At 29.1% G+C, this 11,355-nt stretch carries 18 protein-coding genes; 2 read left to right on the top strand and 16 right to left on the bottom strand.

Translation table 11 applies throughout. The features are described from left to right. Nucleotides 1-12: 12 nt before the first annotated feature. The gene (locus LL038_RS01960; protein WP_071613537.1) at nucleotides 13-375 is read left to right on the top strand and encodes a phage holin family protein; all 363 of its coding nucleotides are present in this window, start codon (nucleotides 13-15) and stop codon (nucleotides 373-375) included. 225 nt (nucleotides 376-600) lie between these two features. Here LL038_RS01960 and LL038_RS01955 read toward each other — a convergent pair whose 3' ends face one another. The 10 genes from LL038_RS01955 to LL038_RS01910 all read right to left on the bottom strand — a co-directional run bounded on the left by LL038_RS01955 (nucleotide 601) and on the right by LL038_RS01910 (nucleotide 6,791). Then, the gene (locus tag LL038_RS01955; RefSeq protein WP_375293032.1) at nucleotides 601-1,212 is read right to left on the bottom strand and encodes a DNA alkylation repair protein; all 612 of its coding nucleotides are present in this window, start codon (nucleotides 1,210-1,212) and stop codon (nucleotides 601-603) included. A gap of 44 nt (nucleotides 1,213-1,256) precedes the next feature. Beyond that, entirely contained in the window at nucleotides 1,257-1,463 is a 207-nt protein-coding gene (locus tag LL038_RS01950) for a hypothetical protein (protein WP_216125504.1), read from the bottom strand. Nucleotides 1,464-1,627: 164 nt separating this feature from the next. Further along, entirely contained in the window at nucleotides 1,628-2,152 is a 525-nt protein-coding gene (locus tag LL038_RS01945) for a GNAT family N-acetyltransferase (RefSeq protein WP_216125502.1), read from the bottom strand. Between the two features lie 196 nt (nucleotides 2,153-2,348). Beyond that, nucleotides 2,349-2,825 (bottom strand): cupin domain-containing protein, encoded by a 477-nt coding sequence (locus tag LL038_RS01940; protein WP_216125500.1) that lies wholly within the window; start codon nucleotides 2,823-2,825, stop codon nucleotides 2,349-2,351. Between the two features lie 80 nt (nucleotides 2,826-2,905). Further along, entirely contained in the window at nucleotides 2,906-3,532 is a 627-nt protein-coding gene (locus LL038_RS01935; RefSeq protein WP_216125498.1) for a class I SAM-dependent methyltransferase, read from the bottom strand. Between the two features lie 176 nt (nucleotides 3,533-3,708). Beyond that, entirely contained in the window at nucleotides 3,709-4,527 is an 819-nt protein-coding gene (locus LL038_RS01930) for an alpha/beta fold hydrolase (RefSeq protein ID WP_216125496.1), read from the bottom strand. Nucleotides 4,528-4,605: 78 nt separating this feature from the next. Further along, on the bottom strand, nucleotides 4,606-5,106 hold the full coding sequence (locus tag LL038_RS01925; protein WP_216125493.1) for a peptide deformylase: 501 nt from the start codon (nucleotides 5,104-5,106) through the stop codon (nucleotides 4,606-4,608). 18 nt (nucleotides 5,107-5,124) lie between these two features. Next, nucleotides 5,125-5,799 carry an epoxyqueuosine reductase gene (locus LL038_RS01920; protein WP_253200124.1) on the bottom strand — a complete coding sequence of 225 codons (675 nt, stop codon included), beginning with the start codon at nucleotides 5,797-5,799 and terminating at the stop codon, nucleotides 5,125-5,127. 378 nt (nucleotides 5,800-6,177) lie between these two features. Then, nucleotides 6,178-6,504, bottom strand: a complete 327-nt coding sequence (locus LL038_RS01915; RefSeq protein WP_216125491.1) for a putative signal transducing protein — start codon at nucleotides 6,502-6,504, stop codon at nucleotides 6,178-6,180. Nucleotides 6,505-6,599: 95 nt separating this feature from the next. Beyond that, entirely contained in the window at nucleotides 6,600-6,791 is a 192-nt protein-coding gene (locus tag LL038_RS01910) for a hypothetical protein (protein WP_216125489.1), read from the bottom strand. 260 nt (nucleotides 6,792-7,051) lie between these two features. Between LL038_RS01910 and LL038_RS01905 the strand changes: the two genes are divergently transcribed. Continuing rightward, nucleotides 7,052-7,336 (top strand): YciI family protein, encoded by a 285-nt coding sequence (locus LL038_RS01905; RefSeq protein ID WP_216125487.1) that lies wholly within the window; start codon nucleotides 7,052-7,054, stop codon nucleotides 7,334-7,336. Here the strand turns inward: LL038_RS01905 and LL038_RS01900 are convergent. The 6 genes from LL038_RS01900 to LL038_RS01875 form a co-directional block, all read right to left on the bottom strand. Beyond that, nucleotides 7,319-8,206, bottom strand: coding sequence for a GNAT family N-acetyltransferase (locus tag LL038_RS01900; RefSeq protein ID WP_216125485.1), 888 nt, complete (start codon nucleotides 8,204-8,206; stop codon nucleotides 7,319-7,321). The two genes, LL038_RS01905 and LL038_RS01900, sit on opposite strands and share 18 nt — an antisense overlap. A 55-nt stretch (nucleotides 8,207-8,261) precedes the next feature. Then, nucleotides 8,262-9,083: an aminoglycoside adenylyltransferase domain-containing protein gene (locus tag LL038_RS01895; RefSeq protein ID WP_216125483.1), complete on the bottom strand. Its 822-nt coding sequence runs from the start codon at nucleotides 9,081-9,083 to the stop codon at nucleotides 8,262-8,264. Between the two features lie 33 nt (nucleotides 9,084-9,116). Then, nucleotides 9,117-9,617 carry an NUDIX hydrolase gene (locus LL038_RS01890; RefSeq protein WP_216125481.1) on the bottom strand — a complete coding sequence of 167 codons (501 nt, stop codon included), beginning with the start codon at nucleotides 9,615-9,617 and terminating at the stop codon, nucleotides 9,117-9,119. A gap of 23 nt (nucleotides 9,618-9,640) precedes the next feature. Next, a complete protein-coding gene (locus LL038_RS01885) occupies nucleotides 9,641-10,000 on the bottom strand; it encodes an inorganic pyrophosphatase (RefSeq protein ID WP_216125480.1) in 360 nt (119 codons plus the stop codon). Between the two features lie 77 nt (nucleotides 10,001-10,077). Continuing rightward, nucleotides 10,078-10,506: an NUDIX hydrolase gene (locus LL038_RS01880; protein ID WP_216125479.1), complete on the bottom strand. Its 429-nt coding sequence runs from the start codon at nucleotides 10,504-10,506 to the stop codon at nucleotides 10,078-10,080. Between the two features lie 132 nt (nucleotides 10,507-10,638). Next, nucleotides 10,639-11,352, bottom strand: a complete 714-nt coding sequence (locus tag LL038_RS01875) for a GNAT family N-acetyltransferase (RefSeq protein ID WP_253200321.1) — start codon at nucleotides 11,350-11,352, stop codon at nucleotides 10,639-10,641. Nucleotides 11,353-11,355 lie beyond the last annotated feature (3 nt).

The raw sequence follows: 11,355 nt of genomic DNA, 5'->3' as shown, positions 1-11,355 counted from the left end.
GGTATTTAAATTATGGAGAATAAAGAGAAGAAAGGTACTTTTAGTGGCATACCAAGTATAATAATAAGATTTGTAGTAACTTCAATTATATTAGCTATAACGTCATTTTTAACACCAGGCTTTGTACTTGTGGGTCTACGGTCAATTATATTAGCGTCTGTAGTTATATGTTTAATAGATTATTTAGTGGAAAAACTTATGAAAGTTGATGCATCACCTTTTGGAAAGGGAATAAAAGGATTTGTAATAGCGGTTATAATATTATATATAGCACAATTCTTAGTTCCTGGAATGAGGGTATCTATAATAGGCGCTATACTTGCTTCAATAGTCATTGGAATACTAGATGCGGTAATACCTGGAAGATCCATATAATCACCCATACACTTCAGATAATTGTGGACTTACATGATTAAATATAAGATTGAAAGTTTAATAATTAAAATCGCACATATCGGTTATAAATAAAGCAAAACCATTCAAGAAAAAAATTATCTTGAATGGTTTTTAATTCTGGGTTCTGTATGATTAAAGTTCATATTATACAAGATTACTGAAACCCCCAAACATAAAGAATACAACAAAAATTCTCGTCACATGCTATTTTATATGTTTATTGGCAAGTTTATACACTTGATTAATTGTTTTTTGTGATAAATCCCATGTTTGAAGTTCTAACTTTATTAATTCACTATGTTTTTTACTTATATCCTTTAATGCGTTTCCAACCGATTTCCTAACATATTCACTTTTATCATTTTTTAAATTAGATATTAAGCTTATTGCTATATTAGGATTCTGTTTGAAATAATCCCTACTTGTCCATATTCTCAATCCCTCGGTAACTGCTCTCCTTACGTTTGGATTGCTATCATTTAACCAAACTTTAATTATGGGTAACGCATTTTCATATCCTATATCACAACAGTATTTGTCAAAAGCCTTTGCCAAAATCTCTTGAACACGCCAATTTGCATCTATACTTACTTTTTCTTTTAAAAATACTAATGCCTCATTTAACTCACATGAAATCGAACCACAGATAAATGTAGATAACTCCCTAACTTGATAAAATTCTGAGGAGTAAAACTCTTTTGCAATAATAAAACATTTGTTAATAGAATTATTGTTGAGAATAAATATAGATTCTTTTTCTATTTCTTTAAATCCATCTTTGACCATTTTAACTTTTTCAATTATATCATCATACAATTTTAGTCTAACCTCCTAACCCCACGATAACTTTACGGGGATTTTTATCTTTTATGTATCATCTTTAATGTATCAATAATTAATAGGTAACTAAAATAAATTATAAATATAATGCCTACTAGCGCTAATATAGAAAATAAGAAATCTGTAACATATCCCCTAATAGATCCAATTTCCATAGATATATTGGTTATTAACACAAGACATACCCCTCCAATGATACCAAATAATAAACTTAATCTTCTTTCCAAAATAAACTCCTCCTTCATATTTATAAGGCTGCAACATCATACTATTTATTACAATTAAATCCTATATTTACAAGTATAAATTAAAACCCATAAAAATATACTTCTCCTCCCTTAAATTCAATATTTTGCATTCGATACACAATATGTTAATGTTGTGCCTTGAATTATAAGTCAACTAAAGAAGTTATGTCATCCCACTCATAGGAAACTTCAACTAGATCATCTCCAGCAATATTAACAATTCTTTTCTCACCTCGTTTTCCATCTAAATGCTCATAAAAATTACATGCACTATTTTCAACAAAGGCCCATAAAACCATATTATTAGCACCTAAATCTTTTAACTTTGAAGCGACTGCTTTTACAAGCGCTCTTCCAAAACCTTTCTTTTGATGTTCTTTTGATACATATAACGTATATAATATGCTATCAAAGTCACAATTTTTATCGTTTACAGATGCAGATGAAAAACCTACAACTTCACCATCTTCATTTTCTACAACAAACATGAATTCATTTGTATCTGCATTATTAAAAAGTCTGTCCATCCATTTTCTCGCTTGACCTTCATATGTGCGATTTTCGAGATAATCCTTCGAAATTATATTTGCATAGGTATAATTCCATGTATCTATATGGACTTTAGCAACAAAATGTAAATCTCCTTTTCTATATTCACGAACTAACAATTTACTCACTTCCTATTAACCTTAATTTATTTTTCATATATTCCATTTTACGTTGTTTATGAACAATATGAATATTGTATCCCTTATAAATACATACTTAACCTAATCATATCAATACATTCAATTCCATTTCCAATGATAATTTCTTTATAATTGTCTTGTTAATTTTCTTTTTATATGAAGTTAATATAAATATTTATTCGCCATCATAATAATCTACGTCAGTATCCTTTTTATAAAATGTTCCTGGTTTTTCATTTACAAGTATGCCCACTTTATTAGAATTAGGGTAAACCACTACCTCTGGTGAATTAACATTGTCACAACTAAAGTACACAAGCATTTCAGTCTGCGAAGAATTAATTATTTTATGTGCTCCTTTTTCTGATGGCGGGCAAACAATAATATCTCCTACTGAAATTGATTTATTTCCATTCTGTGTTTCTAATATGCCATTGCCACTAATTATATAAAATACTTCTTCATTTTTAAGATGGTAGTGGTATGGATAATTTGCTTTCTTAGGTGGAATTTCATAGATAGCAACATAGCTTTGATTTTCATTACCTTGCTCTGTTACTTCGTACTTATTATACTCATAAGGCTCATGCTCACTTTTATGTTTTGGCTTAATTAAATTTTTATTGGTTATTAAGATTTCACGACTATTCATCTAATAATCTCCCCCTTAATATCTCATGTGATTTATAAACACCCTTCACTTTGACCTAATAAGATGTACTAAATATTAAACTAAGGATTTGTAGACTTCCTTGCCTTCATTAGAAATAAAGAATAGTTAACTGTTTCAGCATCTATAACTTTTTTATCATAATAAAATGTATTTGATTCTATATCACTAAACCCAGCACTAATTAGAATACCTTTTAATTTTTCTTGATTAAAACCATTATGTCCATGGAAGTCTTGATATTCTTTATGAAAACTACCATCATCTTCATCCAAATCCACAATACACAAATAACCATCATTATTAAGCAGTTCATAAAATTCACCTATTATTAATGAAGTATTATTAATATGATGTAATACCATAGAATTGTAAATAACATCAAACTTTGTATCTAAAGCATCTTTATCAGCTAATATATCTAACTGCTTAGTAACCATGTTATTAACTCTGTATTTATTAATCTTAAAGTTTAATATGTCTATCATTCCCTTTGATGAATCAACAAGTGTAATTCTTTTAAACCTATCATAAAGATTAAAGCTTACAAGACCAGTTCCACACCCAAACTCCATTGCAGAACAATTTTTATCAAAAGAAATTGATTTATTTATTTCTTTAGCTATTATTTTTGCTCTATTAATTCTTTTATCAGTGTCCCAAGTTTTAGCATATTCATCAAATCTCACTTTTACGTTACCTCCCTAGCTTTATTTCCACGTACTTTTTTCTAATAACATTACATGCTTATCCTATAATTCATATCATTAGATTATACCGTCTATAATAAAAAAAAGTCCACTTAACTGTCTCACCAGAATTAAGTATCATTCTTGTTTCTATTTTTTTAAGCGTACTGCAATGATTATGACTCTATAACCCTTAAAAGCCATTCATTCACTAATGAATTAAATACTTCTACCTGTTCTATCTGCAAATTATGTCCTGCTCTATCCAATACAGCAAAAGTTGCTCTTGGATAATTGTCTAAAATACCCCAGGCATCTTTATAACCTACGCTTGAATCTTGCCGTCCTAATAGTATAAGAGTCGGCTTATTGAACTTTTCATCCAGTCCATCCACATCAAATGAAAACGCATTCCCATTTTGTTCAAGCTGTAATAAAAAATCACTATCTGCCACTCTTATGCCAGATAAAATTTCATCTCTATATCTATCCCAGATTTTTTTACTTTGTACTACTTGTATTGAATTAAAACCCTCGGCATCAGATGGCTCAAGTTGCGATAATAATTTATCATCCCTTTTTAAAATAATATGCTTTGGAACATTGCGTTTTTTTAAATCCGTTGTAATAGAAGGACATAGTAAAAATAATCCCTCTATTCTATATGCAATTTTATGTACTATTCCCCTTGCTAAATACCCACCATATGATTCACCTGCAAGTAAAAAGTTTTCATTTGGAATAATTTTATCAATAAAATCAATTACAATATCCAACATTATATCTGAATTTGTAATCCACTTCTCACCTTTAGTTTTTCCCATCCCGGGCAAGTCAATATATATCCTTTTATAACCATCTCTATTACTAAATACAGGCTCCATACATCCTGTCATCAATCTATGGTCCACATGTGAACCATGTATTATAACAATTGGTTTGCCACTACCCATTACCTCATAATTTATAGATATGTTTTCCATCTTACACTCCATCCTTTTTTCTCCTCTCATCTGCCACACATTTTAATACTAGATTATCAAAAGCTGTAAATTCATTTTCACCAATTTTCATTACTCTTCTAAAAAATGTTTTTCGCTTTTCAAACACAACGATTTATCATCTATGGCTCTCATTGTTGCAATTATTCCGTCAAGATGGTCATATTCATGCTGCAATAATTCTGATAAATCTCCTTCAAGTTTCATCTCATTATCAATAAAATCTATGTCCTTAAAATGAATTGTACATCTACAATGCCTTTTAACCTTTACCAATAGCTCTGGAAAGGACATACAGTCATCTATAACCTCCATAAATTCATCATCTTCAAAAATCAATATTGGATTTATAAAAACTACCGGCTTATCAATATTCATATATATCAACCTCTTAAATACACCTATTTGTGGGGAAGCTATTGCTCTACCTATCCCATACTTGTTTCTAAAATTCATAAGTGTATCATGCAAATCAATAACAAGCTCTTTTATAATGTCCATTTCATCCTTTTCTATAATAGAACTTATCTGATACAATTTAGGGTTTCCTAACAAAATGATTTTTTTTACCATATATACAACTCCTCCAAGCTATACTCGTAATCCCAACGGGCAAGCTACTATACAGAAACCACAAGCATCTTTTCTATCATGTTTTTTTAAAAATAAACTCCTTTTGAAATTACATAATTGATAATCAATTAATTGTTCACGAAGTTTATAAATATCCCATTGTATTCCTTTTAAAGCCTTATGTGGACATGCCTCTATACAAAGAAAACATTGGTCATCACACATACTCTTAGTAATAGGAATTCCTATAGGCAAATCATAATCTATTAATATAGCTGAAAGTCTTATTCGTGGGCCATACTCTTTTGTAACTAAAACCCCATTTTTTCCAATCCACCCAATTCCAGCATTAACAGCAGAATATTTAAATGAAAATGGTGCTATTAGACTTTCTTCATTAGTCTGAGCCACTGGTGGTACATAATAATTGATGTTGTATTTTTGCAAAATAGTTACCAAATCAGAAATAATTTCATTCAATTCTTTACGAGTAGCAGATATTGTCTTTTCAAATTTTTCCTCTGAATAGTTATTTAAAGATATAATTTCTCTATGAGGAACTGCTAATACGAGAGCGCACTTATATTGCTTAGAATAATATGAATAAGAAATATCTGTTATTCCTACTATTGTACTTGGATAACATTTCATTTTACTGATTATCAATTCGTATATTTTATTTACTTCAACCATAAACCCACCCCCAAATAATTCCTTCATCACATAAAACAATAATTTTGATATTACAATTACAATTACTTCCATCCTTACGATAAACCCATAAATGTAAATGTATGATTATAAGTTAAACTTGATTTATAACATCTTAAAAAAGCCATAAGTTGCTACATCAAAATTTAATTTCACATTTTTTTACTAATGAGAATATTATAATAATTTAATGTTATATTACCATAACATGGTATTAAAATAAAGATGAGTTAAGATTTATTTATTATACAACTAACAAAAACGTCACGAACTTTTATTGTTTGTGACGTTTCATAATAAATGTGTTTTCCTTTTATGAATAAAGCATCTTCCTTCCACTAATATACAAGATAATATAGTCTACTTTATATCCAAGTCTTTTAATAAATCTTTTGCCTTCTGTGCATCTTCTATTGGAACTTGTATCTCCATAATATTATTAAGTACAGCAATACTTCTAATCATTTCTCCTTTAATAAAATATCTTATTTCCTCAGAATCTAAAATTGACTTAACAATAGGTATTATAGAAAAGTCCATTGTTTCTGCTATAGTGACAAGTTCTGAATATTCAAATTCTTCACTTGACAATTCTTTGCTTGGTAATTTTTCAACCAATTCAATTTTACAGTCTGAACAGAAATTAAATCCCTCTCTATATTCACATTTGCATTTTGGACAAAACATTTTTATGCCTCCTTAAAATTTTATTTAATACTAATTATTTTACACCTATTCACATATAATAGAGTTACGATTGATGTAACATTTAAGAAAATTGTTTATTTAAAGAGTACTTTATTTTCGGCAACAAATTCAACATGCCCACAACTCGAACATACATATGTGGTTACCCCGCATGCTTTTCGTTTAAACCCTTTAATTGGCTGTTCAAGTATAAGAACTCCTGCCCCAGTATTTATCCACGCTTCCTTCATTTGAATTTTACAATTTATACACTCTCTATTTTCCATATAACTGCCTTCTCTCTTTAATTAGTAATGTAATGCTATATATTTAATTATACCATTATTACCATTAACCAAGTTTATTTACAAATTTTAAAAACAATAGATATTAGCCTTAATCTGAAAGTAACTCAATCACTAATGTGTTAGATTAATTAGGTTTTAATAAATGTATATTTAATTTTTTCTTTTATTTTTTATACCAATCCACCGTAAAAATAGTATAATTAAACAAATATTATTAAAACATAAAGGAGAGAAGAAAAATGTATATTTTAATGTTAACATATGTAAAGCCACTTGAGGAAGTTGACAAAGAGATAAGTTCTCACATAGAATATTTAGAGAAATTTTATTCATTACAAAAATTTATTTTCTCAGGTAGAAGAAACCCAAGGATAGGTGGAACAATTATTTGCAATGCAAAAGATAAAAAAGAAGTTGAATCAATAATAGGACAAGATCCGTTTTTCATTAAAAAAATTGCAGAATATGAAATAATTGAATTCCTACCTACAAAATGTGCTGATGGATTAGAACGTTTTCTTTAAAAACATTTCACATAATAAGGCTGCATTACTTTTAACTATAGGATATGTTAATTTTATGATGTTACTCTCCTCAATTATAGAGTGACCAAATGAATTGTCACCATTTGTCCACTGCCATCGTTCTAATAGACTTATTCTCCCATCCGTCAAAATTTTTGGTGTTGACAAACATTTTCCAGTACGTATTTCACCCTTTTGATTGATATGTTGATATGTGAAATTCAAGTTGCTTTTGTCATCACTTGTGCCAATTAAATAACCTTTTAGTATATCGCCACCATTATACTCAGCCCAAACCATATCTTTATTTTGATGGTATTGAAAAATAGTTGCACTTGAAACTTCTCCATTATGAGTATTGGAAACTGATGAAAATAATCTGTTATTATAATTTATTTTCCCATCAATACACCTAACAACAGCTTTTTTCATAATATTGAAACATAATATATCCTTATTTGTTGTTATGATTTTATTATATTTAAAAGGGGAGTATCCACGATTTATATATAAATTATAAGCGGGTAATGAAGAATCTAACACAATTTCAGAATATCCTTTAGCTATTATTGATTCTAACCTGTTCATTATTAATGTTCCATATCCTAATCCTTGTAACTGTGGCAATACAAATACTCTACTTATCTCGTTTTCATGGGCACTCCCAGTGCCTACAATTATTCCATTAACATCAATTAGTAATACCATTTCTATTTCTATTCCTTTTCGTATATTATCATCACAATGATGGGTTAAAAAAAATTCAACTACCCCAGTTGGATAGTAATGTGGATATATTGTTTTTATTGTTGTGTTTATAATATTTTTTACTGTATTAAAATCTGCTAAATTAGCTTTTACAAGTTTCATTCTACCATTCACCTCCCCTTAAATATTCTTTATTTTAAAATATACTTAGATCCAGTTAGCACCTTTTCTCATTAAAAAGATTATTGCTTTCTTGTATTATGAAGTCAATATAAGCTAAAACATCTACTCGTCTCTCAAAAATAGATTTATAATATGACTTTGGGTTACCCTTGCGTAATCTCATTGCCTCATTAATTACCTTATGCCATCTTTGAGGCACTTTCTGTAGTACATATTCACCTGCCCCTACTTTCGATGTCATATCTCGTTCTTTGAATGTGTAATATAAACGAGAAACACCTAAAACTCCCCATTCAATCATTCCTAAGTCAACAAATAAGCCTATGTATTTTTTGGATAAAAACTTCTTACAGTCATCATTCCAGTTAAGCCAATAAGTATTAAGATTTTCTCTCATATTATGAATTAAGATGTCCCAGTTTACGGTAAAGTCAAAATTATCAATTTCTTTCCCTTTAACAGTTAAACCATATTTTTTTAGTTGAAAAGCGTCAATTGAATTTTTCTCGAATTTTTCAAGACCTTTATATACTCCACCTATGAAACAAGGGCATGATTTCTCATTTTCATACTCTAATTGAAGATCATTGCCCATTACATAAAGTCCCATTAAATCTGTTGCAGGAAATTTTTTTTTAATATTTCTATGAATTTTTTTTAGAACCTCTATATCTAATTCTGTAACTTTTCTTTTAACTACTGCAATGAAATCAATATCACTCAGCCCATAATTAAATGCACCTAATGTAATAGAACCATAGATATAATATGATTCTAAAAAATTCGGCAATTCTGATTCAAACAAATCTAAATACTCTTGCAATATTGTCTTAACGCTTTCTGGAATACTATTCATTTTACCCTCCTCTAATATCATACAAATATAATATTATACTATCTTAAATAAATCTTCGAGATATGGAAATGTATCCGCAAATTCTCCTGATTCTATCATGGATTGAATATGGTTTAGAGTAGCCCACTTTGCTCCACATACTTCATCTGGTTGATAAATAACTTCTGTCATATCTACTTCTTCTTTGAACAGCCACACATCTACAAAATCCGGAAAGTCAAAATGCTGTCTTTTTAATCTAAAGAGAAATTTTCCATTTGCAGGGGATAAATTAATCCCTATTTCTTCCTTCACTTCTCTTAATACAGCTTTCAAGCTATCATCGCCAATAATTGCTGACCCACAAGTTGTTTCCCACATATTTGGTAATATTGTCTTGTTTGGTGTACGTTTTGTAATTAAAAATTCTCCATGCCTGTTTTTTATCCATACCTGTACAACTAGATGGTATTCATCTTGCCCCATAGGTTTTCCACGTTCACCAGTCTTACCCGTTTTCTCCCCATTTCCATCGAGTATATCCCAAAGTTCCATTTAATGACCTCCAACAAATAAAATTATGATCCTTCCCTGGCTATAAAAATCCCCTTCATAAACTCTGATTTATTATGAAATCTATATATCGTTTCTTTTTCATTATTAGTACAACCACTCAGTATTTTGATTTCAGAATCTTTTTTCAACAAATCCACAATACATATAATCCCATTTATTTCATGTTTTTTATCCGTCCCTCTCCATATATCAATTCCTCCACCATCCATAGAAGTTGTATTTTTTAAATATCCATAATCAACTTCATATAACATATCAGGATATTTAGGATGTCTTGAACCTTTAGGTCTATCTATTACTATTTCAGAACCGCTTACTAAATCGTCTAACATACTCCAAAATCCTTTGTTATTATAATCCATTATTTATCCTCCACTCATTCTAATATCCAAAAACTCACGATTGCTACAAAATTCCAGAAAATTGTATACCAAGTATTTTATTTTAAATGGAATGTTTTTTTATACATAAGTGAATTAAGCTCAGGATAGGTTAAATTTTCTGGTAACCCGTCAAACATCATAATTTCACATATTTCTGAAATTGGTAAACCACCTATCTCTTTTACTTCACTAAAAAATAGCCTTCCATATGATTTGTCATTAGAATTATTCATATAAAAATCACAAATTGAATAATCGCAGACTGGTGTTAAGTTAAATTCCTTTGCACCAGTTTCTTCAAATAACTCTCTTTTAGCAGCATTAACAATACTTTCACCTATCTCTCTATGCCCACCTGGAATCTCCCAAGTTTCACTCTGCTCTTCTCTAACGTAAATCCATTTCCCTTTATACACACTTGATATTACTGCACACTTAAGGCTTTCCTCATCAACCTTTCCTAACTCATAAAATTCTACTTTCATAGATTTATCCCCCACTCATTTCTATAATTGCATTACAAGATTAAATACCAGTGTGACACAATTTATAAAAACTATTTTTAATAATCCATAGGTAATAAAATTAATAAACCGTTACTATTATTTTTTCTACTTCTACTCTATCTCGAACCAACTTACTACTCGATCTTTTTTAAACCCTAAACTCATTGCTAACTTCATAGACCTTTCATTTTCTTCTTCAATATGCACAAATGGTATTTTATTTTCATCTCGAACTTTGTTAATTAAATCTATCATTACATCTCGCGCGTATCCCATCTTTCTATATTCAGGTAAAACATGCAAAAATCCTATAGCTCCATCGTCTTGTGTAATTCCCCAAGCTATTAATTTATCCATATAACGTATACATGAACTTACTCCATTTGTTATTCTTTCAATGATATATGGCATAGATATAAAATCTTTATAATTTGAATTTTCATATATATATTTAGAATCACAAATCGCCAATTTTGATACACTATGTTTTGGTTCAGCTATAACTTTTATATCTGATATTACTAATTTCATAGTAGCTAATTTCCACTTGATTTTATTACCTTTAGTTAAAATTGGAATCATCCAATCTTCAATAATTGCAAAATTCTTATCCTTATAATCTAATCTACTTTTTATTATTTTAAGTTCCTCTTCTGATTTTGAACTTATATAAACCCAATTTCTATCACTTGTCCCCTTAACTATAACTGAGTCACCTATTTGTTCTAAATTACATATATGATAATTTTCAATAAAATTAGTAATATTTATGTTATCAATTTTATTTTTTATTAAAAGCTCTAGTATTTTATTCTTTTGCCCCAATTT

Source organism: Clostridium estertheticum (assembly GCF_026650985.1).
GTDB lineage: Bacteria > Bacillota > Clostridia > Clostridiales > Clostridiaceae > Clostridium_AD > Clostridium_AD estertheticum_C.
Note: the sequence above shows the minus strand (reverse complement) of the source record. Positions and strands in the feature narration are given on the sequence as shown.

Excerpts from the sequence above, each read along its gene's own strand:
- LL038_RS01925 (WP_216125493.1), bottom strand. The coding sequence starts at position 5,106 with ATGGTAAAAAAAATCATTTTGTTAGGAAACCCTAAATTGTATCAGATA.
- LL038_RS01895 (WP_216125483.1), bottom strand. The coding sequence starts at position 9,083 with ATGAATAGTATTCCAGAAAGCGTTAAGACAATATTGCAAGAGTATTTA.
- LL038_RS01920 (WP_253200124.1), bottom strand. The coding sequence starts at position 5,799 with ATGGTTGAAGTAAATAAAATATACGAATTGATAATCAGTAAAATGAAA.
- LL038_RS01905 (WP_216125487.1), top strand. The coding sequence starts at position 7,052 with ATGTATATTTTAATGTTAACATATGTAAAGCCACTTGAGGAAGTTGAC.
- LL038_RS01960 (WP_071613537.1), top strand. The coding sequence starts at position 13 with ATGGAGAATAAAGAGAAGAAAGGTACTTTTAGTGGCATACCAAGTATA.
- LL038_RS01900 (WP_216125485.1), bottom strand. The coding sequence starts at position 8,206 with ATGAAACTTGTAAAAGCTAATTTAGCAGATTTTAATACAGTAAAAAAT.
- LL038_RS01930 (WP_216125496.1), bottom strand. The coding sequence starts at position 4,527 with ATGGAGTGTAAGATGGAAAACATATCTATAAATTATGAGGTAATGGGT.
- LL038_RS01915 (WP_216125491.1), bottom strand. The coding sequence starts at position 6,504 with ATGTTTTGTCCAAAATGCAAATGTGAATATAGAGAGGGATTTAATTTC.
- LL038_RS01890 (WP_216125481.1), bottom strand. The coding sequence starts at position 9,617 with ATGGAACTTTGGGATATACTCGATGGAAATGGGGAGAAAACGGGTAAG.
- LL038_RS01885 (WP_216125480.1), bottom strand. The coding sequence starts at position 10,000 with ATGGATTATAATAACAAAGGATTTTGGAGTATGTTAGACGATTTAGTA.
- LL038_RS01910 (WP_216125489.1), bottom strand. The coding sequence starts at position 6,791 with ATGGAAAATAGAGAGTGTATAAATTGTAAAATTCAAATGAAGGAAGCG.
- LL038_RS01880 (WP_216125479.1), bottom strand. The coding sequence starts at position 10,506 with ATGAAAGTAGAATTTTATGAGTTAGGAAAGGTTGATGAGGAAAGCCTT.
- LL038_RS01940 (WP_216125500.1), bottom strand. The coding sequence starts at position 2,825 with ATGAATAGTCGTGAAATCTTAATAACCAATAAAAATTTAATTAAGCCA.